The following is a 26153-nucleotide window of genomic DNA, read 5'->3' as shown; positions in this document are numbered from 1 at the left end:
TGCGGGATACCGCCATTCTGGTTGGAAACAAACAGAATGCTATCGCTGCACAGTTGAACAGTGATGTTCAGCAGTGTTCAGCGTAAATGTATCAGGTGTTCTCCTCCGTTTTTTGAACTCATGGCAGATTGGATCCTGTTGGCGCTGGTGGGTTCTGCAACCTACCTGCTGCTGCAAAAAAGTGTGGCCCGCCTTTCGAAGGTGCCGTGGCGGATCCTGTGGCTGGTGATGATGCTGCCCCCTTTGGTTTGGGTGCTGGGGCGTCAGGTGTTTCAGTACGAATTGCCTCCCTTGCTGATGTTGCTGCTGTTTCTCACCTCCTACTTTACCAGCATGACCTTGGTGAGACGAGGGGGTATTCGACCCTCAACCGGAGGCCCTCGGCCAGAGGTGGAAAACTCCTCTCCAGAAGCGGATCCCTCGCCGGCTGGGGAACCTGAGCCAGAGGAAGAGGAGGAAGACGGCGCCGCAGATCCGGTCTCGCTGGCTCTTGCCCACACCCCCATCTCCGAAGTGCCGCGGGAGAAGCTAAGCCATTGCTTCCCCTGGAACGTCTTTTATTTGCAAAACGTGGAGTACCGCCCCCAGGCGATCATCTGCCGGGGCAACTTGCGGGCGGATCCCAGTGAAGCCTATGAGCGGGTGCAGCAAAACGTGGAAACCACTTTCGGCAAACGCTTTTTGGTGGTGCTGCAGGAGGGGTTTGCCGGTAAGCCCTTTTTTGCCTTGGTGCCCAACCCGGCGGCGCGGCGCTCCCCGGCGGACAGTCGAGAGTTCCCGCTGCTGGCTCTGGGGTTATTGCTGTTCACCTTCTGGACCACCCTCAGTGCTGGGGCCCAAGCGGCTGGGGTCAGCCCTGACCGGCTACTGCATTTGCCCTCTCTGATGCAAGGGTTGCCTTACGCTCTAGGGATCCTTGCCATTTTGGGATCCCATGAGTGGACTCGTTACTGGGTGGCCCGCCGCCACCACATCAAAACCTCGCTGCCCTATTTCATCCCGGTGCCTTTTGTCCTAGGGACTTTTGGGGCGTTTATCCAGTTGAAAGAGCCGGTGCCCAACCGCAAGGTGTTGTTTGATATCGCCGTCGCCGGGCCGCTGGCAGGGAGTCTTGTTGCTTTGGGCATGCTGTTGCTGGGGCTGTTGTTTTCAGCGCCTGCAGATCCTCCCGCGGTGCCGGAGGGGCAGCCGACCCCGATTAGTTTTCATCGCCTTGACCCGCGCCTATCGGTGCTGCTGGCAATTCTGGCCCGTATGGTGCTGGGGGATCAGTTGCAGCCGGGGCAGGTGATCGATCTGCACCCGCTGGCCTTTGCCGGCTGGCTGGGCTTGGTGGTGATTGCCTTTAACCTCATGCCGGTGGGCCAACTGGATGGGGGGCACATTGTCCACGCGGTGTATGGACAGCAGATGGGAGCGAATGTAGGCCGGGTAGCCCGCTGGTTGGTGCTGCTGCTGGCCTTGACGGTGCAGCCCTGGTTGTTGCTCTGGGCGCTGCTGCTGTTTGTGATTTCCAGTGCCGACGAGCCGGCCCTCAACGATGTGACGGAACTGGACGAGGCCCGAGATCTGCTGGGGCTGGGGATGCTCACGCTGCTGGTGCTGATCCTGCTGCCGGTGCCGCCGTTTTTGCAAAATGGGCTGGGCTTGGCCTAGATCCGGGGTAGGATCCAAACCGCCCCTGACCTCGTTCTCCTCTCATGCAACGCAGCTTAATCGTTCAAAAGTACGGCGGTACCTCTGTCGGCTCTGTCGAGCGTATCCAAGCCGTGGCCCAACGGGTGGCCCACACGGTGGAGCGGGGACATCGGGTGGTGGTGGTGGTCTCGGCGATGGGGGATGAAACCGATCGCCTTGTGGATCTGGGGGAGCAGATCTTGCAGGGATCCCCGACCACACCGGCCCAGTTGCGGGAATGGGATATGCTCCTTTCCACCGGTGAGCAGGTGAGCATTGCCCTGGTGGCCTTGGCGCTGCAACGCTTGGGGTGTCCTGCCCTTTCCCTGACGGCAGCCCAGGTGGGCATTGTCACCACTCGGGATCACAGCCGGGCCCGCATTTTGCACATCCACACCGACCGCCTGTGGCAGCACCTGGAGCGGGAAGAGGTGGTGGTGGTGGCCGGGTTTCAGGGCATCACCAGCCTGGCGGAGCTGGAGATCACCACCCTGGGTCGGGGGGGATCCGACACCACGGCGGTGGCCTTGGCAGTGGCTTTGGGAGCAGAGCTGTGTGAGATCTACACCGATGTGCCGGGGATCTTCACCACGGATCCGCGTAAGGTGCCTGAGGCCAGGCTGTTGCCGGAGATCACCAGTGATGAAATGTTGGAGCTGGCCAGCTTGGGGGCCCAGGTGCTGCATCCCCGCTCGGTGGAAATTGCCCGCAACTACGGTGTGAAGCTGCGGGTGCGCTCCAGCTTGGAGCCGTTGCAGGCGGGATGCGAGGGCACTCTCATTCTTTCTCCTCCCCCCCGTCCTCGTGCTGCCGACAGCAGTATCGAGCTGGGCCTGGCGGTGGATACGGTGGAGCTGGATCGGGATCAGGCCAAGTTGGTGTTGGTGGGGGTGCCGGATCGCCCTGGCATTGCCGCCCAACTCTTTCAGGGGATCGCGGCGGCAGGGGTGAATGTGGATTTGATTTTGCAGTCGCTCCAGTTCACAGCCGCTCACGCCAGCGGGACGGACTCCTTGCCGCAGGGATCCGTGCCCCAGCCCACCAATGACATTGCCTTTACGGTCAGTCGGTCGCAGGTGACCGAGGCTGCAGCCGTTGCCCGGCGGATTGGCCAAGAGCTGCAGTGTGCAGCGGTGATTGTGGATGAGGCGGTGGCCAAAGTCAGCATTGCCGGGGTGGGGATGATGGGCCGACCTGGGATCGCGGCGCAAATGTTCCAGGTGCTGGCCGAGGCCGGGATCAATTTGCAGATGATCTCCATGTCCGAGATCAAGGTGAGCTGTGTGGTGGCTGCGGAGCGGGCCGGGGATGCCGCCTTGGCTCTGGGAGAGTCGTTCCAGGTGATCCCCCACTTGCATCGGGCAAAGATGCCGGCTGCCCCTCAAGACAGCCACCCGGTACGCGGTGTTGCCTTGGATTTGAAGCAATCGCGGCTGGGCCTTCGCAAAGTGCCGGATCGTCCGGGAACTGCCGCCCATTTGTTTGGGCGCTTGGCGGCTGCTGGGATCATCGTGGACACCATCATCCAAAGCCAGCGGGGCTACCACAATGGGATCCCCAGTACCGACATTGCCTTTACCGTGCCTCAGGATCAAGCGATGGCTGCTGAGGCAGTCTGCCGGCAGGTGGCCGAAGAACTCCAGGCGGCAGGCGTTGACGCGGATCACGACATTGCCAAGGTCAGCATTGTCGGCGCTGAGATGGAAACCTATCCCGGCGTCGCTGCCCGTCTGTTTGCAGCTCTGGCCGAAGCGGGAATCAACATCGAGATGATCGCCACCTCGGAGATCAAGGTGAGCTGTGTAGTGCGCCGGGATCGAGGGATCCCGGCCTTGCAAGCTATTCACCGCGCTTTCCGGCTGGACTGCCCCTAGCCTGCCTTAGGGTTGAGCCGCCAGCAGCAAGGGAAAATGATGGGCGTTGGGGGCGTGCATCACCTGGATCCCCAGATTGGCGCGGTTGAGGAGATCGGCGTAGGTGGGGATGAAGCGGCCCTGGCTGTCCAGGATGGACTGGTTGAAGTTCAAGCCGTTCAAGTTAAAGGCCATTATGCCGATACCTATTGCCGCCGCCCAAATCCCCACTGTGGGCAGGGCCGCCATCCAGAAGTGGACGGAACGGCTGTTTCTCAGGCCCAGGCCGGGGAACCCCAGCCGCCCCAAGAACGCGTAGTGCCCGGCCAGGAAGTTGTAGGTGACTTCCTCCTGCCCGAAGCGGTAGCCGGCATTTTGTGACTCTTCTTCCGAGGTCTCGCGGATTAGGCTGGAGATCACCAGGGAGCCGTGCAGGGAGGCCAGCAGAGCGCCGCCAAAGACGCCGGCCACCCCCAGCCAGCTAGCAGGGTGCATGAGGATATTGTGCTCCGCCTGGAAAGCCAGCATGAAGTAGAAGGTGCCGGCGATCCCCAGGGGCAAGCCTTCCGAGAAACTGCCCTGGCCGATGGGGTAGACCAAGAGCACTGCCGTAGCCGCCGCCGCCGGAGCGGAAAACGCCACCGCAATCCAGGGACGCATGCCCAAGCGATAGCTCAGCTCCCACTGCCGGCCCAGGTAGCACCACACCCCGATCAGGAAATGGAGCACGATCAGTTGGTAGGGGCCGCCGTTGTAGAGCCATTCATCCAAAGAGGCGGCTTCCCAAATGGGATAAAAGTGCAAGCCGATGGCCGCCGACGTGGGCACCACCGCCGCCGAGATGAGATTGTTCCCCCCTATCAAAGAGCCGATCACCGGCTCGCGGATCCCATCCACATCCACCGGCGGAGCAGCAATAAAAGCGATTACAAAACAAAAGGCAGCCGCCAACAGCGTCGGGATCATCAACACGCCAAACCAGCCGATGTACAGCCGGTTTTCGGTGCTGGTTATCCATTGACAAAAGCCATTCCAACTCCAGAGCTGCCGCGCAGCCGAGGAGCGGCGAACTACAGTACTCATAGGCCAACTCCTAAAGAGACAAAACCATTCTTTGCTTTGTCGGCTTCCTTGAACGGGGCAAAACTCTTCCCGCGCCGACCGCCAAAAGCGTCTCCTTCTTTCAGGCTAGACAGTTTTAGGGACGCCGACAGGGATCCCTAACTTTCGCAACGGGACTGTGAAAAAAATGGATTTGTCGATACAAATCAGCACCGATATGTTGCAACTTGGAGGTCTTTGAGAGCTTCCCGGCGAAGGTCGGTCACTGGCAGTTGATGGCAGCCAAGCTTGAGCAGACGTTTCTTAAGGATAGGTTTAGGAAAGAGGTGCCGTCCGGGACCTGCTTTTTTTCCTCCAGAATCCTAGACAGAGAAAAAATCCTGCAAGCACTTCACCTGCAGGGATCCCGACTGCAAAGCACGGATGGCAGCCGCGGTGGCTTTGGCCCCTGCCAAGGTGGTCACCAGAGGGATCTTGTAAGCCAGGGCAGTGCGGCGGATCTTTTGGCCATCTTGCTGCGCCTCGACACCGGAAGGAGTGTTGATAATGAGCTGAATCTGATGGTTTTTGATGGCGTCGATGACGTGGGGCCGCCCCTCGTGCAGCTTGAGGACTTTATCCACCGGGATCCCGTGCTCGGCCAAAACTTTTTGGGTTCCTTCGGTGGCCAACAGGCGAAAGCCCAGCCCCACAAACTCGCGGGCTACCGGGATGACCGCCTGTTTATCCCGGTCGCTGACGCTGATGAACACTGTCCCCTGGAGAGGCAGATTCTGCCCCGCCGCCAGTTGGGCTTTGGCGTAAGCGCGGCCAAAGTCCGTGTCAATGCCCATCACCTCGCCGGTGGAGCGCATCTCTGGCCCCAGCAGCGTGTCGGTGCCGGGAAACTTGTGGAAGGGCAAAACCGCTTCCTTGACGGCAATGTGAGAGGGGATCACCTCCTGGGTAAAGCCCAGCTCTTCCAGAGTTTTGCCGCTCATCACTTGAGCGGCGTAGTCTGCCAGCGGATGGCCGATGGCCTTGCTGACAAAGGGGACGGTGCGGGAGGCGCGCGGGTTGGCCTCCAGGATATAGACTTGACCTTTTTGGACGGCGTATTGCACGTTGATCAGGCCCACCACCTTCAGAGCTTGGGCCAACTTCACCGTCCACTCGCGGATCACCCGCAGCACCTCGGGGCTGAGGGTGCGGCTGGGCAATACACAGGCCGAATCGCCCGAGTGGATCCCGGCCTGCTCGATGTGCTCCAGAATGCCGCCGATGGTAACAGCGCCGGTGCGGTCGGCAATGGCATCCACATCCACCTCCACCGCCTCTTCCAGGAACTGATCCACCAGCACCGGACGATCCGGATCCACCGCCACCGCCAGTTGCATGTAGCGCTGCAGGTCTTGGTCGGAATAGACGATCTCCATGGCTCGTCCCCCCAAGACGTAGCTGGGCCGCACCACCACCGGATAGCCGATGCGGCGGGCAATTTCCAAGCTTTCTTCCACGCTGCGGGCAATGCCGTTGGCCGGTTGGCGAATATCCAACTCCCGCAAGATGCGCTCGAAGCGCCCCCGATCCTCAGCAATGTCGATGGAGTCGGGGGAAGTTCCCCAGATGGGAGCCTGGGCTGCTGCCAGCCCCTGCGCCAGCTTGAGGGGAGTTTGACCGCCAAATTGCACGATCAGGCCGACCGGCTGTTCCGCATCCACCAAGTTCATCACCTCTTCATGGGTGAGCGGCTCAAAATAGAGGCGATCAGCGGTGTCGTAGTCGGTGGAAACGGTTTCCGGGTTGGAGTTGACCATGATCGCCTCGTAACCCAGGCGGCTGAGGGCAAAGGCAGCATGGCAGCAGCAGTAGTCGAATTCGATCCCCTGGCCGATGCGGTTGGGGCCACCTCCCAAGATCATCACCTTCTCTTTGCGGGCCGGGAAAATCTCCGACTCGCTCTCGTAGGTGGAGTACTGGTAGGGGGTAGCAGCCTCAAATTCGGCAGCGCAGGTATCCACAGTTTTGTAGGTGGGGATCACCCCCAGGCTTTTGCGACGGGCCCGCACCTGATGTTCCGTGGATCCAGTGAGGTGGGCAATTTGTCGGTCGCTGAAGCCCATTTGCTTGAGGTGTCTCAAGTCGTCAGCGCTCAGGGATCCCAGCTCCCGCCCCTTGAGGGCTTGCTCCACCTCCACCAACTCCTGTAGCTTGTCGATAAACCAGGGATCGATGTGGGTGAGTTGGGCAATCTCCTGGGCAGAAAAGCCCATGAGCAGAGCGGTGCGGATGGTGAGCAGGCGGAAGGGGTTGGGGGTGCGCAGGTTGGCCCGCACTTCCTCCGGCTTGGGGAAAACCTCCGGCCTATCGCTGCCAAAACCGGGACGGTCGATTTCCAAAGAGCGCAGGGCCTTCTGGATGGATTCTTGAAAAGTGCGGCCAATGGCCATCGCCTCCCCCACCGATTTCATCTGGGTGGTGAGAACCGGCTCTGCGCCGGGGAATTTTTCAAAAGCAAAGCGAGGGATCTTGGTGACCACATAGTCGATGGTGGGCTCGAAGCTGGCCGGAGTTTTGCGGGTGATGTCGTTGGGGATCTCCGGCAGCGTGTAGCCCACTGCCAATTTGGCGGCAATTTTGGCGATGGGAAAGCCGGTGGCCTTGCTGGCCAAAGCAGAAGAGCGGGAGACCCGCGGGTTCATCTCGATCACCCGCACCTCGCCGTTGGCAGGGTTGACGGCAAATTGCACGTTGGATCCCCCGGTCTCTACGCCAATTTCGCGCATGATGGCGATGGCATAGTCCCGCAGCCGCTGGTATTCCTTGTCGGTGAGGGTTTGGGCTGGGGCCACGGTGATGGAGTCGCCGGTGTGCACCCCCATCGGGTCGATGTTTTCTATGGAGCAGATGATCACCACGTTATCCGCCAGATCCCGCATCACCTCCAGCTCAAACTCCTTCCAGCCGATGACCGATTCTTCCACCAAGATTTGGGAAACGGGGCTGGCCTCCAAGCCGGCAGCGCAGATCTCTTCAAACTCCTCCTGGTTGTAAGCCACCCCACCACCGGTGCCCCCCAGGGTATAGGCCGGGCGGATGATGAGGGGATAGCCGATCTCCTGGGCAATCTGCTTGGCTTCTTCCAGGGTGTGGGCCAGGCCAGAGCGGGGCACGGCCAAGCCAATCCGCTGCATGGCTTGCTTGAAGAGATCCCGGTCTTCGGCTTTTTCAATGGCCTCCCGCTTGGCCCCAATCAACTCCACCCCGTACTGCTCCAGGATCCCTTGCTGGGCCAGTTGCACCGCCACGTTGAGGGCCGTCTGGCCGCCCATGGTGGGCAGCAAAGCATCAGGGCGCTCCCGCTCGATAATTTTGGCCACAAAGTCCACCGTCACCGGCTCGATGTAGGTGCGCTCCGCCATACTGGGATCCGTCATGATGGTGGCGGGGTTAGAGTTGACCAAAACGACCTCATAGCCCTCTTCCCGCAGGGCTTTGCAGGCTTGGGTGCCCGAGTAGTCGAACTCACAGGCTTGGCCAATGACGATCGGCCCCGCTCCAATGAGCAAGATTTTGTGGATATCGGTGCGGCGCGGCATAGGGATCCCAGAGGTGGCAGGGTCAGCCTTCTATTGTAGAGGTCACCTGCAGGTCAAGTTGCTCATCGGGATCCCTCTTTTTTGAGTGTTGCGCTTTCAAAGGCTATGCACAGCAGGCAGAGCTTGGATCCCTGGCAGGCAGGAGTTCTCTGGGGCAACCCGCAAAAGGGCAGCTTCTTCATCAGTATCAATAGACGGGAAAACTTGAACTTTAGATGATATCAATGCTATCGTCGCAGCAAAGCCGCCCAGGGATCTGCCGATCGAGGAAACGCTCTATGGCCACGTTAATTGTTCGCAATGTTGACGAAGCCATTGTCAAAGCTCTCAAACAAAGGGCTAGTCGTCACGGCGTTAGTGCAGAGGCCGAACACCGCAAAATCCTAGAGCAAGTCTTACTCCAGCCTGCGAAACAGTCCTTTGCCGAAGTGCTCAGATCGATACCTAACGTTGGCAACGATTCAGACTTTGAGCGGGTGCAAGATAACACTGCCCATGACGTATTTGCTTGACACTAACGTCATCAGTGAGCTGCGCAAACACAGTCAAGCCAACTCCGGGGTTCAAGAATTTCTTCAAACTGCCATTGAGCAAGAGGCCCGCATCTACATCAGCGTGATCACGCTGGGCGAACTCCGCCGAGGCGTTGAACTCATGCGCCATCGCGGCGATCATCTGCAAGCCAACCTTCTGGAGAGGTGGCTGCAAACGGTTGTCGATGACTATGCCGATCACATTCTTGATTTCACAATTACCGAAGCCCAGGTATGGGGAAGCCTGTGCGTACCTCACTCTCAAAATGCGATTGACAAACAACTGGCTGCTACAGCCTTGGTTTACGGACTTACCCTGGTTACTCGCAATGTCCGTGATTTTGCCGGGACAGGGGTACCTCTCATTAACCCATTTAGACCCTCATAACAAGCCGCGGTAGCGAATAAAGATCAAAACTGCCGCCCAGGATCCCAGCGCCACTTTGATGGCTACCAAAATGTTAAGAATCGGGATCCAACCGCCGCTAAACAGAGCTCCCAACTCCCCTCTAGGCAATTCCCAGCCGGCCAGAGCCATCACAGCCACCCCGATAAACGCCACCACCGACAGCTTCTCCCACATCGCAGCCCGCCACCGTTTGTAGATGGCCTCCATCCAGGCGGAAGAGGCGGTGATCGCCACCAAGCCAATGGCTGTCCCTCCTGCCACCCCAGCAGCAAAGCCCCCGCCCGGCGTCAGGTGCCCTCGAATGGCAAGCTCCACCGCGATCAAAGCCGAAATGGTGGCTCCCACTCGCGCCAACACAATCGAGGGAATATCGGTAAATTGAGCTACATTGGCTGTCGGCTGCTCATCCGCCAGCAGATATTGGGCGCCCAAAATCGCCGTAGAAAACACCACCACTTCAAAGACCGTATCGTAGAGGCGGTTGCGCAGAATGAGACCCGTCACCGTGTTGGGCACACCGCTTTCGCTGGCCAGAATCTCCACTGCCTCGACTAAAGCTACGCCCGCTGCGCGATTGGGGGAAACGGATCCCGCCTCGCCCACGATGAGCTGTAGGGCTGCCAGCAACACCGCTATCCCATACACCCACTTCATGTTGCCATCACCTCAGCGGCCAGAGCTTGCTGCGCCAAAATGGCCTGCAGGCGGGGTACGCGTGTAACCAGGCGATACTCTGCTGCTTCTCCGGCGGGCTCAAGGGCAATGGTGTGTACCTCTCGGCTGCGAAGAGCAGCCACCAACGCCTCTGAACTCCCATAGGCGGTCAACTCCAAGCGCATGTGGTACCGCTGTAGCCCTTGGCGCATCTGCTGTAACAACTGCCGTGCTGCTGAGGTACTGGCCTCCAGCACAGGGCTGCCTTCGAGAACGCCCAGGCGCATGCTCAGCGAAGAGCGCACCGCAATGGCGTAGAGGGTAATAGAAAGCATGGTGCCCACCAGTGCCTCGGTCAGGGCCACATCCGCCGCCCCAAACAGCGCATAGATCAGGGCGGCAATCGTCCCCAGGATCCCTCGCATTACCAAGGCGTGGTAGGGATTGGTCTGAGTCACCACCAAGCTTGCCGTCAGGGGCAGGAGTAACGCCATCACCAGCAACAGGGTCTCTTCCATCCTGCCCTCCTATAGGGACTTGCGCTGCGAGCAAAACGCCAGCACATAGCCCAGAATGGTATTCCAAATAGCCAGGGAGATCAGTGCCAACACCAACAGGGGCCATTCCCGTGGGATCCGCAACAGCAGCCCCAGCATGATGCTCATAGAGCCCAGGGTGTCCGACACCGAAAGGCCGTGCAGCTTAAATAAAATCGAGCGATCCCCAAGGAGCGGCGCCGTTCCCCACAACCAAAACAGCACACCAATCCCAAACAACAGATAGCTCAGACCTTCCACCCAGACTTCCATACCTACCCCCAGGGCCTTTCTAAAGCATTTCCAGCCGTTTCAGTACATGAGCCAAGAGCATTAAGGCCGCATTGCCCACCGACAAAATCAAAACCCCCACAATCCCGATCATCCAATCATCCCGCACCACCGACACCACCAAAATCAGGATGGCCGTCTTTGTGGCCAAGCTGGCAAAGGCGAGCATCGTCTGCCAAATATCTTCCTTCAGCCAAGCGGCATACAGGGGCAAGCACAGCGTTAGGGTCAGGAGAAACAGCAGTAGGTTCACACGTCCTCCCGCGGCTTGAGCACATGGACTTCATAAGTGCCTTGGGCATTGCAATTGAGCACGATGGTTTTGGGCGTGAAGGTAATTAAAAAGATATCCAGAAACACCAGCCCTGCTGAACGGTTGGGCAGGGTTTGTTTGTATACAACTTCCTCAACAGTGTGGGGCTTGAGGATCATCTCGAAGGCTTCCCAGTAGGCTCTTGGGATAGCGAGAAGAATTTCCTGGAGCACTCGCCCCCAATCCCGCCATTGCACCGGTGCGGAAGCCTGGCGCGGCAGCAGCAACGTTGCCGCCACCCCGATGGCCACATTGTCCCAGCTCAGATTGCCCGTCAGCAGAAACCAAATCAAGAGGCGCAGGCCGATCTCCAATAGACCCAACTCAGGGTAGCGTCCCATAGTTCCCCACAGCTAACAGAGCCCAAACCAGCACCAACACTATGCTCAAGCCGCCCACCACTGCTTCCAGCCCTTCGTTCACCGACCCTCCCTTCAAAGGGATCCGCTCCCAAAACCAGCCTAGGGGGATCCCAACGCCCAAACTGAGGAGCGCCTTGAGAAGATTGTCAGCGCCATAGGCCGCCGGTAGCCAGCCCCAGAGCAAGCCCCCACCCCAAAGCACCAGTGCCACTTTATCTTGCCAAGGAGTTGCAGAGGTGGTTGCCCCCTTCATTGGAGAAACAGGTGCCCGCAGCACTCGCACGCCTAAACAAGTGGTGCCGACGGTAACCCCCACCAGCAGCCACTCGTGCCAGGGATCCAGAGCAGACAAGCTGAGGGCCTTGGCCGCATACCCCAAACTGCCGGGTACCCCTGCCAGGGAAGCCGTCCCCAAGAGCAGCATCGGCCAACGCCAGGGATGGGTCACGCTTGTTCCAACAAACAGCAAGGGCTTTGCCAACCCATGGGCAAGACCGTACAAACCTGCCCATTGAGGGGCAGCAATCACAAATCCCATCTGCGATACCGAGCTCCAGGCGAGAAGGTGCTGGGGCGTGCTCGCCATCAAGGCCAGTAGGATCCCGAAAACGGCTGAACCAGCGCTCAAGTAGGGCAACCCCTGGGCCAAGACCGGCGAAGCCTCGCTGCAGCGCACCAAAGCCATGGCTCCTGCTTTGGTCGTAAAACCGCTGAGCACCGCCGCAACAACGGGATCCGCGGTAACGTAGGTGAGGGGCAGCCACAGGCCGGCAACGAAGATCGCCCCCTTGGCCAAAAGACCCACAGCAATCAGCGCCAAGGCCGTGGGGTCGGCCATAGCCAAACTGCTCATCGCCAGGGATCCCGTGCGCACATAGACCAGGATTGCGCCCATCAGGTAGAAGAGCATGGCCACATTGCTCATGAAAAGGTAGCGCAGCCCCACCCAGAGCTGGCGATCGCGGTGCGGAGCATTTTCTTCCACTGTGGGTTGGCCCTCAGCCCGCCGCCCGTAGGTCAGCAGCAAAAACACGCCGATGCTGAGCACCTCCAGGGAAACGTAGACGCTGATCAGGTCGGCACTGATGACGACAGCATTGGCGCTACCGTGGACGATCAGCAACTGCATGGCCAGAAAGCGGCTGCCCGCAAAGCGTCTATCCAAATACAGGGCCACTCCTAGCGTGACCAGGCCGTGGGCCAAGAGCATCGCTGCTCCATTGGCATCGATCCGCAGCGTCACCCCGAAGTGATCCAAAAGCTGCAGCTCCAAGGGCGCAGCGGTTGTGCCGGGCAAGCCCCCCTGTTGCACCGCATAGGCCACCGTCAGCGCGGCCATCCCCACCAAGCTGGGACGGGTCAGGGCCGGCATCAAGTAGGTTGTGAAGGCCAGCAGAAAGGGCAATGCCACCCACACCAGCGTCAGCTCAGTCATCGGTAGAAGTGCTCTGCGCCCCTGACGCGAGTGCCTGTTCGATGCTCTCGACTTCGAGGGTGGGATGATTGCGGGAGAGCTTCATCACCCCCACCAACATCAAGGCTTGTACCGATAGGCCGATGACGATGGCCGTGAGGATGATCCCCTGAGGCACCGGGTCGGCATAGTCCAGCTCGCGCCAGGGTTTGTAGATGGGGGTGAACACACCGCTCCGGGCTGCCCAGATCACGAAGAAGGCGATGACCCCGGTGCTCATGACATCCATAGACAGGATCTTCATAATGAGGTTGCGCTTAACCACGACTCCCCAGAAGCCAAGGAAGATCGTGAGGATGACGGCGGCATTTAACATAGACACCTCGCTTGCTGCACTCGAGCTATCCGGTGGCTCAGTCGTCCTAAGGCTACGCCCGCTACGCGACCAGTATCCAGCTTCCGCAGTCACAGCAGCCAGATAGCCTATGGCCGGTTGCAACGCTGCCGGGATCCCCATCTCCCCAGCAAGACCGGGATCCCGAATTCGAAAGAGCTGCAGCTCCCAATGGGCAACTTGCTGCGACTTCTTGCCAGCTCTGGGGCTTGGTGGGATCCTGGTCATACACCTCTCATGCCAAGGTCGGAATTCATGGCTGCTGTTCGCAGTTTAAGTTGTAATTTAATGGCCTTGGCGGAACCGACTTCTGGATGCTGAAGAAAGGTGTTGGAGAAGGGGGTTTAAAAGCCGTGATGCTGCCGGTGGCGGAAGCAGAAGCCCTGATTTTGCAGGCGGCTCAGCCGCTGGGCCCAGAGTGGGTGGAGCTGGGATCCGCCCAAGGCCGCGTTCTCAGCCAAACTGTGTATAGCCCCCAGGATTTTCCGGCCCATCCCACCTCCAGTATGGATGGCTATGCCGTGCGCCATGAAGATGTGCAAGCGGGGATCCCTTGTGAGCTGCAGGTGATTGAGACTCTCCCCGCCGGAAAGGCACCCACCCGAGAGCTCCAGCCTGGACAAGCGGTGCGTCTCTACACCGGCTCCCTCTTGCCCAGCGGTGCGGACACCGTGGTGATGCAGGAATACACGCAGCAACCTTCGCCAGGAACCGTTCGCCTCTTGCAGCGTCCGCAGCGGGGCCAATTTGTCCGGCCTCAGGGAGACTTTGCCCGCCAGGGGGATCCCCTCCTGCCGGCAGGGCAGGCTTTGGGCGGAGCGGAGCTAGCCGTTTTGGCCGCCATCCGACAGGCGATGGTGCCGGTGTTTCGTCAGCCCCGGGTAGCCCTGTTCTCGACAGGGGATGAGCTAGTGCCCATCCAGCAGGTGCCGGGGCCGGGGCAGGTCGTGGATTCCAACCAGTACGGCCTGGCGGCTCTGGTCAAGGCAGCGGGTGGGATCCCGATCCAGTTGGGCATCGTGCCGGATCGGCTCCAGGTGTTGCGGCAGGTCGTCCAGCAGGCCCTGGCCTCCGCCGATGGGGTGATCTCTTCCGGAGGGGTATCGGTGGGGGATTTTGACCTGGTGGAAAAGGTGCTGGAGGAGTTGGGAGGCGAGATTTTCATCCGCAGCGTGGCCATCAAGCCGGGCAAACCCCTGACGGTGGCTCGTTTTCCCAATCCCCACGGCCCCCCCAAGCTCTACTTTGGCCTGCCGGGCAACCCTGCCTCTGCCCTGGTGACCTTCTGGCGCTTTTTGCACCCGGCCCTGCGAAAAATGGGCGGATCCCTGCCCCCCTACTGGCAGATCCTCTCCGCCTTCAGCCCGGTGGATCTGCATGCCGACGGTCAGCGGGAACACTACCTCTGGGGACGGCTGCAGGTCAAGCCCGAAGGGATCCAATTTCAGCCCGCCGCCAACCTCAATTCCGGCAATCTCATCAGTCTGGCCGGCTGTAATGCCTTGGCTGTGCTGCCAGTAGGGACAACCCAGATCCCTGCTGGTTCGCCCGTTCAGGTGCTGCAACTGCCCTGAAGATCCCTAGCCCTCCTCTCGCTGCTGCTGGAATAGCCGCCATAGTCAATCCAAATAACAATGAGACGCTAGCCAGTACAACAGTTCCGTCTGCAACAGCGGACCGCAGGCCTTATCACTTCATCCACAGAAGTTCCTCTATCAGCATGCATCCTTGCCCTCTTGAGAGCACTAAAGTCACCCTCAATCTCATTCAAGTCTGGCGAGGGCCTCAGCAAAAAACCACCTCCTGCCCTGCCGCTTTCATCAAATCCTTTATCCTTCCCTTCCGTTCGCCGAGCAGGCCCTAGGCCTTTGAATCGGCCCATTGCCTAGAGTCAATACAGATGTCCTCTCCAAACTCGGCATTTAGTGTCCCTCAAATTCTTCCGCATTCGAGCTACTTGAAAAAGCGTCGGGGCTATCAAACCCCCTCTCTCCTTCCTCCTACCGGCTACTCAGCTCTCTCTCTTCCCATAAACTTTCTCCCCTCTCTTTGGCCAAGCATAAAACAGGTGCGTATCTCCCCAAACCCTGTCTCGTCATTCTCTCATCATTCGCGTCAGCGGTGCAGAGCCCATTGTAAGCTAAACTCTCACTTCCATACTTCTGAACCAACTCCCTCAAGACCCTAGAGTCGTTGATTCTCTCTTGGATTCTCTCTTGCCAATCCCGCTCTCGGTGCCTTAACTCTTTTTTTTCGCGTTGTTTTCATCTTCCTAAGAGCATAGTAAATAGCGCTGGGATGGACGCCAAACCTCTGGGCTCTATCCTTCAGTCGAGCTTCTGGGTACTGTTCTACGTCTTGCTGCAGAGCGACCAAGTCTATCTTTCGCTTCCGAGTCTTGACTTTTGTCGGCCTCAGGTCTTCTCGGTTCAGCCAGCGATAAACCGTTGCACGACTGACTTTGTACATCTGTGCAGCTGCAGTGGGGCTGCCCCCTTCCTGGACATACCCTACGACTCTCTCTCTCAGGTCTAAGCTATAGGTCATGAAGCTTCCTCCTGAGGTCTACCCCCACGTCATCTTGCCTTTAACACCGTCTCATTGTCAACTGAATTGACTACAACTACACAGACCTGCTTTGTGGTCATTTCAAATGGCACCTGTCTTGCCTTTTGTCTGCCGTCGTCGAGAGAGGGGGCAGCGGCACAGAGGACTAGGAAGGAGGGGGGAGACCGTCTCGAACAGACCTAGAGTAGGCCTGCTGCACCGCCTGGTAGCGCCGTTTGAACGCCTGCTGCTGCACCTTGTGATCCACAATGGGATCCGGATAGCCACAACTTCGCCGTTCCCGCAAAGCCCAGGCTCCCTTGGGGTCATCTCCCACCCACAGCAGAGCCGGCGTATCCAGCCGTGCCAGCTCCGGCAGATAGCGGCGGATGTACTCTCCTTCCGGGTCATAGCGGGCTGCTTGCGTGGCCGGGTTGAAGATGCGCAGGGGCTTGGGATCCGTGCCCACACTGGCGCTCCACTGCCAACCGCCGTTATTGGCCGCCAGATCCCCATCCACTAGCTTTTGCATAAAGTAGCGTTCCCCCCAGCGCCAATCGATAAGCAGATCCTTGGTCAGGAAGCTGGCCACAATCATGCGGCAGCGGTTGTGCATCCAGCCAGTTTCGTTCAGTTGGCGCATGGCCGCATCCACGATGGGGTAGCCCGTCTGACCGGTGCACCAGGCCTGAAACCAGTCCTGCCGATTGTCCCACTCCAGGGCGTCGAAGGCTCGTCGATAGGCTCCGGTTTCCACGTGGGGCCAGTGGGCCAAGACATGCTTGTAAAACTCTCGCCAGCACAGCTCCTGCCGCCAAGTTTGCAAGCTGCTTTCGGCCTCTTGGCTGCGCACCTCGGCTTCCACCTCCCGCGTGGCTTGCCACACCTGGCGAATGCCGATCGTTCCCCAGCACAAGTGGGGGCTCAGTAGAGAAGTGCCCGGCTCAGCCGGGAAGTTGCGGGCTCGCTCGTAGTCCAAAATGCGCAAACCCTGACAAAAGTCTTCCAAAAGGGCTTGAGCCGCTGCTTCCCCCGCTGCTGGGATCCGCTGGTCGCAGACAAAGCCCAAATCTGCCAAAGTCGGTAGAGGCTGCGCTTTTAGTCCCGATACCGGCTGCAGACCCTCGGGGGTTGGGTAGGGATCCCGCTTGGGCAAGCTCGCCCACCTGCGCCAGAAGGGAGTGAAGACCGAATAGGGCTCCCCCGCCTGGGTCAACACTTCCCCCGGCCCGTGCAGCAGCATATCTTGGTAGGAGAAGGACTGGATCCCGGCTGCGGCCAAACTGGCCTGCACTCGACTCTCTTGCTGTAGGGCGAACGGCTCCCCATCGGCATTCCAAAACACGGCCCTGGCTCCCAGGTCTGTGGCCAAGCACCGCAACTCCACCGAGGGATCCCCCAGCCGCCAGATCAGTGGGATCCCCATCTGGGCGTAGCGCTCTTGGAGCTCTTGCAGAGCCTGAAGCAAAAAGGCCACCCTAGCTGGGGCCATGTCCGACCGTCTCAGCATCTGCGGGTCGAAAATGAAGACAGGCACCACCTGAGAGCTGCGCTGGGCTGCCTCATGAAGAGCTGTGTTGTCCCCTAACCGCAGATCGCGACGATGCCAAAGCAAAACGGGGGAAGTCATAGGCTGCCAAGCAATGGGATCCCATCTTGGCTGGTTTCCACCGCCTCTTTCAACTCACCCCCCCCAAGGCTGGGAGCCGGGGCGGCCAGAAGCTACATTCTAAAGAACCTTGAAGAACCCTATCAAAGCTCTAGACTGTCGAACACCCGACTGGGACAATAGCGGCAGCGCTCCTCTGGCTTTTGCTGGCCATCGCTGTATCCCATCGCGTAAGCTGTATCCCCCAACATCACCACCAGCTGAGTCAGCTTCAGCGAGAGCAACGGGTCAAGCGGCTCCGTCACATTCAGCATGAACTGCTCAATGGAGCGCCGCAGCGCCTCTGGCGTCTTGATCATCACGTCTCCATCCATCCATCGATGGCTTTAGGTATTCATACTCAAGGCAAGATGGACATGGACTCAGGATAAAGGTGGAAGGAAGAGATGCTCGTAGCATTGGCTACTGTTCTTGGGATCGAGCCGGCAAGGGCTGAGCTCCACACCAGCCAGAGCAGGCTTGCGGATGATGTTAGCCTAGGTATCCAAAAATGGCGACAGCGCGACGAGTGGCACGGGTAGCAGAACTGATCAAACGAGAGGTCAGCCAAATCCTGCTCTCGGAGATCAAAGATGACCGGGTCGGGGCAGGGATGGTCAGCATTGTGGATGTCGAGGTTTCCAATGACCTGCAAAATGCTCGCATCTTCGTCAGCATTTATGGGGATGAGACAGCTCAACACCGGGCCATGGAAGGGTTAGCGGCGGCCACACCCTTTGTGCGGCGGGAAATCGGCCAGCGCCTCAGCCTGCGACGGGTGCCAACGGTGGTGTTTTTGCAGGATCGCTCTTTGGAGCGGGGATCCCGCGTTTTGGCCCTGCTCAACCAACTGAGACCGACCTTTGAGGCCAAGGCCCAGACTGGGGTTGAGGAACCGCTAGAGAACACCGCCGAGGGCGAAGAAAACCCATCGGGCGGTGAATAATTGCACCGATGGCTAAGCAGACCAGATAGAGAGGCCTTTGCTTTGCAGCAATGCGGACAACATGAAAGAAAGATTTTTTACCGTTCGTGTCGCGTAAGCGGGCCCTGAAGTTTTTGGATTTGTTAGGCTTAAGGGAGCTATACAGCCCTTCCCCCGATCGTCTATCCGTACAGGACTCCATGTCTGCGGCACACTTGCGCAAACCAGAGCGCTCTGCTCCAAAGGGCAGCGGCGTTGTTGTGGTCAACCTGCGAAAGGGCTGTAAGGTTGCTGTCCATGCCTTTCCTGCCTTTTCATGGATGTTCAAAGCCCACTGCAACCGGATCCCTCTCTAGGGGGTGCTACTCCACTCCAAGCTCTGCAGGCCCTAAACCAGAGTGTTGCCGAAGCTTTGGTTTCCTGCTTGAAAGGGCAACCCCAACAGGCCACTCAGCACCTTTTGCTGGCTCTGCCGCAGCTCATGGCGGCTCTGGGGGCCTTGAGGCAAAAATCTTCCCTTCGCGTGAGCGGGCCGGAGGCCTTGGCCGAGCCTGCAGGTTGCCCTTCAGAAGCCAAGCCCAAGCGCATCATGCACATCGAAGGCAATCGCGTGGAAGTGTGGGTGGATAACCAAATTCGCAGCAGTTGGAGCATTTGGTCGGTGGGAGATCTCAAGGAAGTCTGTCGGCTGGCAGAAGAGTTCGACTGTGGCCTCAGCTATTCTCTAGGAGGAAACTCAGAGTCTCAGTCGGAGATGCTGCTGTTGCCCTCCAATTCTGCTGGTGTGTCCGACCGGCTCTCCAACCCCGTTCACGTAAGCGGGCCGGAGGCCCCAGGCTCTGCCGCCTAGCACCCCCAGCTTCGGTTGCTGCTTTTGCTGTTCAAATCCCCATGGCAGAACCCCAACGGCTACAGAAGCTCTTGGCTCAGCAGGGATTGGCCTCGCGTCGCCAGGTGGAAGCCTGGATCCTGGCCGGGCGCGTTCGGGTCAATGGGAAGGTGGTCACTGAGCTGGGCTCCAAAGCCGACCCAGAGCGGGATTGCATCGAGGTGAATGGGCAAGTGATCCCTTTGGCCAAGGATCCGGCGCGCTATGTTTTGCTCCTGCACAAGCCAGTGGGGGTTTTGTCAACCTGTGCAGATCCTTGGGGACGCAAGACGGTGCTGGATCTGCTCCCCCCATCTTGGAAACGGCAAACCCGCCTCTACCCGGTGGGCCGGCTGGATGCGGACAGCAGTGGCGCTTTGCTGCTCACCAATGATGGCGACTTGACCTTGAAGCTGACCCATCCGCGCTATCATCTGCCCAAAACCTACCGGGTACAGGTACAAGGGCATCCGAGTCAGGCCACTCTGCAACATTGGCGAGACGGAGTAGACTTAGAGGGGTACACCACTCTGCCGGCGGAGGTGGAGTTTTGTCCTGCCCCGGATTTCCGGCAAAGGGAGCATCCCAATTGCTCCTGGCTGAGGGTGGTGTTGTTTGAGGGACGCAACCGGCAAATTCGGCGGGTGGCGGAGCGTCTTGGGCATCCGGTGCTCAGCTTACATCGGGAAGCCATTGGCCCACTGGGCTTGGGCAACCTGAAAGCAGGCCAGTTCCGCCAGTTGGATCCCCATGAGCTCCAAGCTTTGCTGGCCCCTCTCACCGGGCACAGCAGCTCATCCTCGCTCGGGAAGCGCCCTCTAAGGCCTCCGGCCCGCTCACGCGATTAGCTCGTCAGAGCCTCTAACTGAGTGCAAACTCTCACAGTAGCCTCCTTTCTTCCGCAGGTGGCCAAATGATGCAAGAGCCAGCACACTCTTTAGAAGCCCTGGGATCCCTGTTGCGGCAAACACGGGAGGCACGGGGACTGACGTTGACAGAAGTAGCTAACGATACCTTCATTCGCTGCCAATATCTGCAGGCGCTGGAGGAAGCTGACTTGAGCCGGTTACCGGAGCCGGTGTATGTGCAAGGGTTTCTCAAGCGCTATGCCGACTATTTGGGGTTGGATGGCGAAACCCTCTCTCGGCGTGCCTCTCCGCTTTTATCGGCCAAAACCCCCCGCGCGCCAGCTCCTCTTGCTGTTGTCGGCCAGCAACCTGCCTTTGCCCTGCGCCCTCTCCACCTTTGGGCTGCTTATGTGGTGCTGATTGTGCTGACGGTGGGGGGATTGTCGGCTCTTTTGGAAGGCACAGGCAATCCCTTTGGGCGTTGGCTGGTGAGCCTGTCAACGGTCAGTCGGGAGGGATCCGGCCAGCAACCGCCTGCTGCCAACTCCCCGGATCCCACTCTGTCGGCAGCTCAGCCCACGGCCCGCCAACTGTTTCCCACCCTCGACCAATGGACGCGCATTCAGGGCGTCTTCCCCGAGGTCTTGGAAGCTCACTCAGGGGGGGCGGGGCGCAAGCCGGTGCGTCTGGATATTCGCGTTGTGGAGCGCCCTTCCTGGTTGCGGGTCATCGCCGATGGGCAAACGGTTTTTGAGGCCACCTTACAGCCAGGGGCCGAGTTGAATTGGGAAGCGGAGCAGTCAATCGTGTTGCGTACCGGCAATGCGGGCGGTGTGTTGGTGACCTTTAACGACCGGGAGCTTGGAGTGATGGGCCGATTTGGGGAAGTGAAAGAGCTGATGTTCGAGCCGGGGTTGGATATTCAGTCGCTGCAGTAGGAACCCAGCCAAATGATCATCCCGTTGCGCTTGGCGTTATCGGCGGCAGAGTAGGAGCAATCTCCCACCCTTGGGAGCCAAGCTGCTGCAGCAGGTGCCGGACTTTGTCGATGTCTTTATCGCCTGGCCGACGTTCCACACCACTGGAGAGGTCGATGCCGCTTGGCTGCAGGTGGCTGAGCGCCTGCAGAACATTGTCCGGGTTCAGCCCACCAGCCAGTAGCCAAGGCAAGGGCAGAGCCCGCTCACGCGAAAGGCGAGCAAGTTCTGGCCAATTCAGGGTTCGCCCCGTTCCCCCCGCCTGTTGGGGGTGATAGGCATCCAAAAGCAGCATCTCCACACAGTCTCGGTAGAGATTGGCCACTTCCAGATCTTGCGGCTGGCGGACGCGCAGGGCCTTGATGCGGCGGATTCCGGGAAGCCATTCCCCCAATTGCTGACAATCTTGCGGGGATTCTTGGCCATGCAACTGGACAGCCGTGAGGCCCACCGTTTCCACCCAGGCGGCGATGGCGCGGGGATCCTGATCCAGGAAGACCCCCACCTTTTCCACAGGGCCGGGCAGGGATCCCACCCAACGGGCCATTTCCGAGAGGGGCAAATAGCGGGGGGTATTGGGCACCGCGATGAACCCAAGGGCACTCACCCCCAGCGCGGCGATGGCCTCCGCCTGATCCTGACGGGTGATGCCGCAGATTTTGACAAACAACCGGCCCATTGGGAGTGCTAGCTAATAAATAGCTAATAAACAAAGAATAAACACGGTTAGCTGCTGGTTCTTTAGATTTTTCTGAGGGTGCCGATACATCTACTTTTGTTCAGGGCGCATTTGCAAGGGATCCGGCTGTTCCGGGTGAAGCTTGTTGATCCGGCGCACCATTTGCCATAGCCGTCCGAAGTTGCGCTGGTTGAAGTGCATCACCAGCCGTGGCAGATGGGCAATATCTTCCTCGGCTTCCTCCGGCAAGGCCCCAGTTTGCTCGATCCGGCCCGAATCGAGAATGTCGGCAAACTCTTCGTTTAAAATCTCTAGGGCTTCCGGTGAAAGTTTGGTGTTCAAGCGCAAAACCAGGAGCTCTCGCACGTAGCGATTGCTGTGAAAGACGCGATAAAAATCGACAATCTGCTGACAGGCATCTCCCACATCGTCGGTTAGGGTGTAGAGGAAGAGATCTTCTGGGCTAATCAAGCCGCGACCAAGCAGGTGCTCCCGCACGTATTCGTCCCATTCTTTCCAGTAGCAGCCACCTGTTCTGTCCACCAGCACCAAGGGCATGAGCTTGGTTTTGCCGGTTTGCATCAGGGTTAGGCATTCAAAGGCTTCATCCTGAGTGCCGAAACCGCCGGGAAAAAGCACCAGCGCGTCGGTTTCTTTAACAAAAAAGAGCTTGCGCGAAAAGAAATACTTGAAGTTGATGACCCGATCGCTGGCAGCAATAACGGGATTGGCCATTTGCTCAAAGGGAAGCTGGATATTGAGCCCAAAAGAGTTTTCCAGCCCTGCCCCTCGGTTGCCGGCTTCCATAATGCCGCCGCCGCCCCCCGTCATGACCATGAATCCCCGTTGACTGATGCAGTAGGCGAACAACTGGGCCTGGCGATATTCGGGACTTTCTGGCCCCAGTCGTGCCGACCCGAAAACGGTGATCTTGCGTTGATGAGCGTAGTTTTGGAAGGCGGCAAACCCCTGCTCCAGATCCTCAAGAGTGGCCGCCAAGATCTTGGCATCCAAACGGCTCAGCTCTAGGGATCCCATGCGCTGCAGCGACTGCAAAATACGCAGCCAGGCCGTCCGGTTGGGGTGATGCTCCAACTGCTTTAGGCGGGTCTCAGCGTTGGAAAAAACTTCTTGCAGAAGGGAAGAAACGGAATCGGTCAAGCTGGGATCCTAAAGTTCTCTGGAATTACTTTAATCAGTTCTCAGCACAAAATGGCAGCTGGGTTCTAATCCAGAACCCAAAAGTTACATTCTGAAACACCCAAGGCATAGCCCTCAGGCTTCGGCAGGTGTGTCGAAGTGCTTTTCCAGGATCGTGGTCAGAGTTGCCTTGGGTACAGCGCCGACCACCACATCCACCTTCTGGCCGCCCTTGAACAACATCAGGGTGGGAATGCTGCGAATGCCGTACTGGCTGGCAGTTTGAGGGTTCTCGTCGGTGTTGATTTTTACAACCTTAACTTTGCCGACATACTGCTCAGCTATCTCCTGAACCACAGGAGCCACCATCCGACAGGGGCCACACCAAGGTGCCCAAAAATCAACCAGAACTGGAATATCGCTGCGCAGCACCTCTGCCTCAAAGGTGGCATCAGCGATATCTATTGCTGCAGACATGCCTGGATAACTCCTGAAACAACACCTGTCACGGTCTCTGATCTTAGCACAGCCCCCAGGCTGCTGGTGACCTCAGCCTGTTCCATTGCTACTACACGGAGCGTTCGCCAAAGGAACTGTCCCTTGGGATCCCGGCCTGAGACCTTCGCTCAGCCAACCGCAGCGCTAGGCAGTTTGGGGACGGCACCGAAAGCATCTGAGCCGTGCTGAAGCAGGCTTCTACGGCATCCATCAAAAGATTTGTCTTGGCAAGGTTCCCGGGATAGTTGAGTGCGTCATGACCAGGCTGCTCCTATCCTATATGGTCACTTTGATTCAAACTAGGACACTGCACCCACACCTAAAACCTTGGTCGCGTCAGCGTTGCGGAGCAATAATGCAAAGGGCTAGAAAGCTTTTCTCAGTAGCCTAGGCGTCTCACCCTAACCTGAAACGACTGTAGTCATTTTAACTAGGAATGAAACTGTTCCATTGGAAGAGGGGTTGAGGATAGTTGTGGAAGCGACGCGGAGTAGTTGGGAAGTGTCTCAGCCTAACTTGAAATGACCATGATCAAGGCATAAACCTTTGTCTAGGTGGTCATGTATGGAACTCCCTTTGAATAAAAGCCAATCTATACCAACCGATCTGGCCAGCTTGGCCTTGGCGAGCCGGGATCCCTCAGACGGCCTTCAGACAAACACCATCGGCTTATGACGGATTTTCTCGAAAGCAGCCGCATCAAAACGGTAGAGGGTTGCCGGTCTGCCTGTTCCTTGGGAACTTTTCTGGCCGGTATCTTGCAAGATACCCAGTTTCAGTAGGCGGGCGCGAAAATTGGAGTAGTCGGAGAACCCCTCGCCCAAAACGGTGCCGTAGAGCTGATAGACCTCCCCTAGCGTGAAGGTGGCGGGCAAAATGTCAAAGGCAATCGGACTGTACTCCAACTTGGCGCAGAGGCGACGGCGGGCATAGCGGCAAATCTCTTCGTGGTCAAAGGCCAAAGGGGGAATCTGGTCGGCGGGATACCAGGCAATGCCCTCCACTCCGTCTGCCAGCAATTCAGCATCCTGGAACCGCACCAGGGCAAAGTAGCTGACCGACAGGTAGCGCACTCCATAGCCATCCTCGGCCTCGCGGGGATCCCGTTCCGGCCCCCCAAAGGTGTAGAGCTGCTCCAGATAGAGGTTTTTAACACGAATTTTCTCCGCCAAGATGCGGTAGGCCGCTGCTTCTAGGGATTCTGAGCGCCGCACCAGCGTTCCCGGCAGAGCCCAGCAACCGCGGAAGGGATCCTCCCGCCGCCGCACCAGCAGCACCAGGAGGCGATTCTGCTCAGTGTCGATGGAGAAAATGACCGCATCCACGCCCACCCGGAACTCCGCCAAGGCGATCCGGTTCTCCGATGGGCCTGCCACGATGCGGGATCCCTGCATAGCTTGGCACTGAATCCTCCACCAACAGCCTACCCAGTTTGTCCCTCCAGAGGGAGCTACCAGCCTGGACCACCGTCTTGCCAGTCTAAGCCCTATCTGGGGCGAAGGCTTTCGTGTCGCGGGGAAGATGGGTTGCTAAAGGTGTGCAAAAGAACCCCGACTCAGGCAACACTTTTACTTTTTGCGCGATTTGGCTCTTTTTCAGCCACGGAGGACCCCTCAGCGAGGGGGAACAGCCGACCTTGCCCAACAGCAATGTGAACCCGCGCGCCCACAGGCAGGGCTTCCCGGGCTAGGGCGTGCAATTCTTTGCCGGCTGCTGTGATCAGGGAATAGCGGTACTCTCGCCCCAAAAACTGTCGATCCCGAATGACAATGCCTCCCTGAGGATCAGGGTGCAAATGCAACTCCTCCTGGCGAACCATCAACTCTGCGCAGCGCAAGCTGGGGTCGGGCTGATCCCTCAAAGCCTGGAATGGGATGTGCAGCAGCTCTTCAGCCTGCCAACCAAACTCCCGCCGCTCACAGCGCAGAAAGTTGGCCTGGGTAATAAACTCTGCCACGAAGCGAGTAGCCGGCTCCCGGTAAACCTCCTCCGGGGATCCCCATTGCTCAATACGGCCTTCCCGCATCACCGCCACCCAGTCGGAGAGGCAGAGAGCCTCCTCTTGGTCGTGGGTGACAAAAATGGCCGAGGTCTGGGTTTGCTTGAGGATTTTGCGGATTTCTTCCCGCAGGTAGTAGCGCACCTGCACATCCAAATTGCTCAGCGGCTCATCCAACAGGATCAAGCTAGGCCTGGGGGCCAAAGCCCGCGCCAAAGCCACCCGCTGCTGCTGCCCGCCCGAAAGCTCGTGGGGATAACGATGGGTGTAGTCTTCCAGGCCCACCAACCGCAACACCTCGTAAGCGCGTTCCCGCGCCTGTTGGGCAGCGCCTCGCAACTCAGCTCGCAACTCAGTTGAGGAGGAGCGATTGCCACCCCCTGCCGCCGACGCAAACGGGGTAGTGGGTCGGAGGCCAAACATCACATTGGCCAACACGTTCAAGTGGGGAAACAGGGCAAAATCCTGAAACACCAGCCCCACTCCCCGTCGCTCCGGTGGGATCCACTGCCCCTCCCCAGCCACAACCTGCCCCCCCAGCAGGATCCGCCCGCTATCCGGCTGCTCAAATCCGGCAATGGTGCGCAATAAGGTGGTTTTCCCACAACCTGATGGGCCCACAATGCTGAGGATGTCTCCTTGGGGCAGGCGAAACTCGACTTCCCGCAAAACCAACTGCCGCTGGCCGGGAAACCCCTTGCTGATGCCCTCAAGCTGAAGGATGTAGGAGGGATCCTCCCGCGCGGCAGTGGGGCTTGGAGAAAACAAAGACTCAGCCATGACGGTTGTTGTTGCAAAAGATTTTCACCATTTTTACCACACTACCATACTCCCAGACCCCACCTAGCCGGATCGAGGTTCAACAGCCAGCGGACGGATCTTGAGCAGGATAGGCTGAGGTCTCTGCGCCCTACCCTGATTCCAAGGGAAGCGATGGAAAATCAGTGT

Annotated in this window: 25 protein-coding genes and 2 pseudogenes; 10 read left to right on the top strand and 17 right to left on the bottom strand. The window is 58.8% G+C overall.

Features of this window, described 5'->3' with window-relative positions:
* Window positions 1-120 precede the first annotated feature (120 nt).
* The gene (locus ACVW0B_RS07325) at window positions 121-1656 is read left to right on the top strand and encodes a site-2 protease family protein (protein ID WP_457491325.1); all 1536 of its coding nucleotides are present in this window, start codon (window positions 121-123) and stop codon (window positions 1654-1656) included.
* A gap of 44 nt (window positions 1657-1700) precedes the next feature.
* Window positions 1701-3551, top strand: a complete 1851-nt coding sequence (locus ACVW0B_RS07320) for an aspartate kinase (protein WP_457491324.1) — start codon at window positions 1701-1703, stop codon at window positions 3549-3551.
* 6 nt (window positions 3552-3557) lie between these two features.
* On the opposite strand, the gene psbA is transcribed toward ACVW0B_RS07320, so the two are convergent.
* Window positions 3558-4613, bottom strand: a complete 1056-nt coding sequence (gene psbA / locus ACVW0B_RS07315; protein WP_457388072.1) for a photosystem II q(b) protein — start codon at window positions 4611-4613, stop codon at window positions 3558-3560.
* Between the two features lie 341 nt (window positions 4614-4954).
* A complete protein-coding gene (gene carB / locus ACVW0B_RS07310) occupies window positions 4955-8170 on the bottom strand; it encodes a carbamoyl-phosphate synthase large subunit (protein WP_457491323.1) in 3216 nt (1071 codons plus the stop codon).
* Window positions 8171-8448: 278 nt separating this feature from the next.
* On the opposite strand from carB, the gene ACVW0B_RS07305 reads away from it, so the two are divergent.
* On the top strand, window positions 8449-8682 hold the full coding sequence (locus ACVW0B_RS07305) for a FitA-like ribbon-helix-helix domain-containing protein (protein WP_071818136.1): 234 nt from the start codon (window positions 8449-8451) through the stop codon (window positions 8680-8682).
* Window positions 8666-9091, top strand: a complete 426-nt coding sequence (locus ACVW0B_RS07300) for a type II toxin-antitoxin system VapC family toxin (protein WP_414348624.1) — start codon at window positions 8666-8668, stop codon at window positions 9089-9091. Before ACVW0B_RS07305 ends, ACVW0B_RS07300 begins: the two co-directional genes overlap by 17 nt.
* Here ACVW0B_RS07300 and ACVW0B_RS07295 read toward each other — a convergent pair.
* From ACVW0B_RS07295 to ACVW0B_RS07265, 7 genes are read right to left on the bottom strand one after another with little or no spacing between them, the layout of a single operon-like run.
* A complete protein-coding gene (locus ACVW0B_RS07295) occupies window positions 9086-9766 on the bottom strand; it encodes a Na(+)/H(+) antiporter subunit B (protein WP_414419857.1) in 681 nt (226 codons plus the stop codon). The two genes, ACVW0B_RS07300 and ACVW0B_RS07295, sit on opposite strands and share 6 nt — an antisense overlap.
* Window positions 9763-10284, bottom strand: coding sequence for a DUF4040 domain-containing protein (locus tag ACVW0B_RS07290; protein WP_414406336.1), 522 nt, complete (start codon window positions 10282-10284; stop codon window positions 9763-9765). The genes ACVW0B_RS07295 and ACVW0B_RS07290 overlap by 4 nt, the downstream gene beginning before the upstream one ends.
* A gap of 9 nt (window positions 10285-10293) precedes the next feature.
* Window positions 10294-10575, bottom strand: a complete 282-nt coding sequence (locus ACVW0B_RS07285) for a monovalent cation/H(+) antiporter subunit G (RefSeq protein ID WP_011431879.1) — start codon at window positions 10573-10575, stop codon at window positions 10294-10296.
* Between the two features lie 19 nt (window positions 10576-10594).
* Window positions 10595-10846 carry a hypothetical protein gene (locus ACVW0B_RS07280; RefSeq protein WP_011431878.1) on the bottom strand — a complete coding sequence of 84 codons (252 nt, stop codon included), beginning with the start codon at window positions 10844-10846 and terminating at the stop codon, window positions 10595-10597.
* Window positions 10843-11247, bottom strand: coding sequence for a Na+/H+ antiporter subunit E (locus tag ACVW0B_RS07275; RefSeq protein WP_041436089.1), 405 nt, complete (start codon window positions 11245-11247; stop codon window positions 10843-10845). Before ACVW0B_RS07275 ends, ACVW0B_RS07280 begins: the two co-directional genes overlap by 4 nt.
* Entirely contained in the window at window positions 11231-12703 is a 1473-nt protein-coding gene (locus ACVW0B_RS07270) for a cation:proton antiporter (RefSeq protein WP_457491322.1), read from the bottom strand. Before ACVW0B_RS07270 ends, ACVW0B_RS07275 begins: the two co-directional genes overlap by 17 nt.
* Window positions 12696-13058 carry a cation:proton antiporter subunit C gene (locus ACVW0B_RS07265; RefSeq protein ID WP_457444247.1) on the bottom strand — a complete coding sequence of 121 codons (363 nt, stop codon included), beginning with the start codon at window positions 13056-13058 and terminating at the stop codon, window positions 12696-12698. The genes ACVW0B_RS07270 and ACVW0B_RS07265 overlap by 8 nt, the downstream gene beginning before the upstream one ends.
* A 332-nt stretch (window positions 13059-13390) precedes the next feature.
* Here ACVW0B_RS07265 and ACVW0B_RS07260 point away from each other — a divergent pair, with 332 nt between their 5' ends.
* A complete protein-coding gene (locus ACVW0B_RS07260; protein WP_457491321.1) occupies window positions 13391-14650 on the top strand; it encodes a molybdopterin molybdotransferase MoeA in 1260 nt (419 codons plus the stop codon).
* Between the two features lie 68 nt (window positions 14651-14718).
* Here the strand turns inward: ACVW0B_RS07260 and ACVW0B_RS07255 are convergent.
* The 3 genes and pseudogenes from ACVW0B_RS07255 to ACVW0B_RS07245 all read right to left on the bottom strand — a co-directional run bounded on the left by ACVW0B_RS07255 (window position 14719) and on the right by ACVW0B_RS07245 (window position 17591).
* Window positions 14719-15623, bottom strand: a pseudogene (locus ACVW0B_RS07255) (IS630 transposase-related protein).
* Window positions 15624-15789: 166 nt separating this feature from the next.
* The gene (locus tag ACVW0B_RS07250; protein WP_414328962.1) at window positions 15790-17253 is read right to left on the bottom strand and encodes a cryptochrome/photolyase family protein; all 1464 of its coding nucleotides are present in this window, start codon (window positions 17251-17253) and stop codon (window positions 15790-15792) included.
* A gap of 122 nt (window positions 17254-17375) precedes the next feature.
* A complete protein-coding gene (locus ACVW0B_RS07245) occupies window positions 17376-17591 on the bottom strand; it encodes a hypothetical protein (protein WP_238376842.1) in 216 nt (71 codons plus the stop codon).
* A gap of 191 nt (window positions 17592-17782) precedes the next feature.
* Here ACVW0B_RS07245 and rbfA point away from each other — a divergent pair, with 191 nt between their 5' ends.
* The 5 genes and pseudogenes from rbfA to ACVW0B_RS07220 all read left to right on the top strand — a co-directional run bounded on the left by rbfA (window position 17783) and on the right by ACVW0B_RS07220 (window position 20850).
* Window positions 17783-18217, top strand: coding sequence for a 30S ribosome-binding factor RbfA (gene rbfA / locus ACVW0B_RS07240; protein ID WP_414382476.1), 435 nt, complete (start codon window positions 17783-17785; stop codon window positions 18215-18217).
* 295 nt (window positions 18218-18512) lie between these two features.
* Entirely contained in the window at window positions 18513-19046 is a 534-nt protein-coding gene (locus ACVW0B_RS07235) for a hypothetical protein (RefSeq protein WP_414419853.1), read from the top strand.
* 41 nt (window positions 19047-19087) lie between these two features.
* Window positions 19088-19912: a pseudouridine synthase gene (locus ACVW0B_RS07230; protein ID WP_011431867.1), complete on the top strand. Its 825-nt coding sequence runs from the start codon at window positions 19088-19090 to the stop codon at window positions 19910-19912.
* A 65-nt stretch (window positions 19913-19977) separates the two neighbouring features.
* A pseudogene (locus tag ACVW0B_RS07225) lies at window positions 19978-20190 on the top strand (helix-turn-helix domain-containing protein); the annotation flags it as partial.
* Window positions 20191-20322: 132 nt separating this feature from the next.
* Window positions 20323-20850: a DUF4115 domain-containing protein gene (locus ACVW0B_RS07220; protein WP_414406348.1), complete on the top strand. Its 528-nt coding sequence runs from the start codon at window positions 20323-20325 to the stop codon at window positions 20848-20850.
* A gap of 16 nt (window positions 20851-20866) precedes the next feature.
* On the opposite strand, the gene ACVW0B_RS07215 is transcribed toward ACVW0B_RS07220, so the two are convergent.
* The 5 genes from ACVW0B_RS07215 to ACVW0B_RS07195 form a co-directional block, all read right to left on the bottom strand.
* Window positions 20867-21568: a phosphoribosylanthranilate isomerase gene (locus ACVW0B_RS07215; protein WP_011431865.1), complete on the bottom strand. Its 702-nt coding sequence runs from the start codon at window positions 21566-21568 to the stop codon at window positions 20867-20869.
* A 90-nt stretch (window positions 21569-21658) separates the two neighbouring features.
* Window positions 21659-22729 (bottom strand): LOG family protein, encoded by a 1071-nt coding sequence (locus tag ACVW0B_RS07210; protein WP_457491320.1) that lies wholly within the window; start codon window positions 22727-22729, stop codon window positions 21659-21661.
* 114 nt (window positions 22730-22843) lie between these two features.
* Window positions 22844-23185 carry a thioredoxin gene (trxA, locus tag ACVW0B_RS07205; protein WP_011431863.1) on the bottom strand — a complete coding sequence of 114 codons (342 nt, stop codon included), beginning with the start codon at window positions 23183-23185 and terminating at the stop codon, window positions 22844-22846.
* Window positions 23186-23856: 671 nt separating this feature from the next.
* Window positions 23857-24600 (bottom strand): NUDIX hydrolase, encoded by a 744-nt coding sequence (locus ACVW0B_RS07200; protein ID WP_414406347.1) that lies wholly within the window; start codon window positions 24598-24600, stop codon window positions 23857-23859.
* Window positions 24601-24761: 161 nt separating this feature from the next.
* Window positions 24762-25985 carry an ABC transporter ATP-binding protein gene (locus ACVW0B_RS07195; protein ID WP_457393250.1) on the bottom strand — a complete coding sequence of 408 codons (1224 nt, stop codon included), beginning with the start codon at window positions 25983-25985 and terminating at the stop codon, window positions 24762-24764.
* Between the last annotated feature and the right edge of the window lie 168 nt (window positions 25986-26153).

The sequence above is a fragment of the Thermostichus sp. MS-CIW-23 genome (genome assembly GCF_054059455.1).
Note: the sequence above shows the minus strand (reverse complement) of the source record. Positions and strands in the feature narration are given on the sequence as shown.

Bases quoted from the DNA above. Each gene is read 5' to 3' on its own strand.
- ACVW0B_RS07325 (WP_457491325.1), top strand. From the start codon at position 121: ATGGCAGATTGGATCCTGTTGGCGCTGGTGGGTTCTGCAACCTACCTG.
- ACVW0B_RS07320 (WP_457491324.1), top strand. From the start codon at position 1,701: ATGCAACGCAGCTTAATCGTTCAAAAGTACGGCGGTACCTCTGTCGGC.
- psbA (WP_457388072.1), bottom strand. From the start codon at position 4,613: ATGAGTACTGTAGTTCGCCGCTCCTCGGCTGCGCGGCAGCTCTGGAGT.
- carB (WP_457491323.1), bottom strand. From the start codon at position 8,170: ATGCCGCGCCGCACCGATATCCACAAAATCTTGCTCATTGGAGCGGGG.
- ACVW0B_RS07305 (WP_071818136.1), top strand. From the start codon at position 8,449: ATGGCCACGTTAATTGTTCGCAATGTTGACGAAGCCATTGTCAAAGCT.
- ACVW0B_RS07300 (WP_414348624.1), top strand. From the start codon at position 8,666: ATGACGTATTTGCTTGACACTAACGTCATCAGTGAGCTGCGCAAACAC.
- ACVW0B_RS07295 (WP_414419857.1), bottom strand. From the start codon at position 9,766: ATGAAGTGGGTGTATGGGATAGCGGTGTTGCTGGCAGCCCTACAGCTC.
- ACVW0B_RS07290 (WP_414406336.1), bottom strand. From the start codon at position 10,284: ATGGAAGAGACCCTGTTGCTGGTGATGGCGTTACTCCTGCCCCTGACG.
- ACVW0B_RS07285 (WP_011431879.1), bottom strand. From the start codon at position 10,575: ATGGAAGTCTGGGTGGAAGGTCTGAGCTATCTGTTGTTTGGGATTGGT.
- ACVW0B_RS07275 (WP_041436089.1), bottom strand. From the start codon at position 11,247: ATGGGACGCTACCCTGAGTTGGGTCTATTGGAGATCGGCCTGCGCCTC.
- ACVW0B_RS07270 (WP_457491322.1), bottom strand. From the start codon at position 12,703: ATGACTGAGCTGACGCTGGTGTGGGTGGCATTGCCCTTTCTGCTGGCC.
- ACVW0B_RS07265 (WP_457444247.1), bottom strand. From the start codon at position 13,058: ATGTTAAATGCCGCCGTCATCCTCACGATCTTCCTTGGCTTCTGGGGA.
- ACVW0B_RS07260 (WP_457491321.1), top strand. From the start codon at position 13,391: ATGCTGAAGAAAGGTGTTGGAGAAGGGGGTTTAAAAGCCGTGATGCTG.
- ACVW0B_RS07250 (WP_414328962.1), bottom strand. From the start codon at position 17,253: ATGACTTCCCCCGTTTTGCTTTGGCATCGTCGCGATCTGCGGTTAGGG.
- ACVW0B_RS07245 (WP_238376842.1), bottom strand. From the start codon at position 17,591: ATGATCAAGACGCCAGAGGCGCTGCGGCGCTCCATTGAGCAGTTCATG.
- rbfA (WP_414382476.1), top strand. From the start codon at position 17,783: ATGGCGACAGCGCGACGAGTGGCACGGGTAGCAGAACTGATCAAACGA.
- ACVW0B_RS07235 (WP_414419853.1), top strand. From the start codon at position 18,513: ATGGATGTTCAAAGCCCACTGCAACCGGATCCCTCTCTAGGGGGTGCT.
- ACVW0B_RS07230 (WP_011431867.1), top strand. From the start codon at position 19,088: ATGGCAGAACCCCAACGGCTACAGAAGCTCTTGGCTCAGCAGGGATTG.
- ACVW0B_RS07215 (WP_011431865.1), bottom strand. From the start codon at position 21,568: ATGGGCCGGTTGTTTGTCAAAATCTGCGGCATCACCCGTCAGGATCAG.
- trxA (WP_011431863.1), bottom strand. From the start codon at position 23,185: ATGTCTGCAGCAATAGATATCGCTGATGCCACCTTTGAGGCAGAGGTG.
- ACVW0B_RS07200 (WP_414406347.1), bottom strand. From the start codon at position 24,600: ATGCAGGGATCCCGCATCGTGGCAGGCCCATCGGAGAACCGGATCGCC.
- ACVW0B_RS07195 (WP_457393250.1), bottom strand. From the start codon at position 25,985: ATGGCTGAGTCTTTGTTTTCTCCAAGCCCCACTGCCGCGCGGGAGGAT.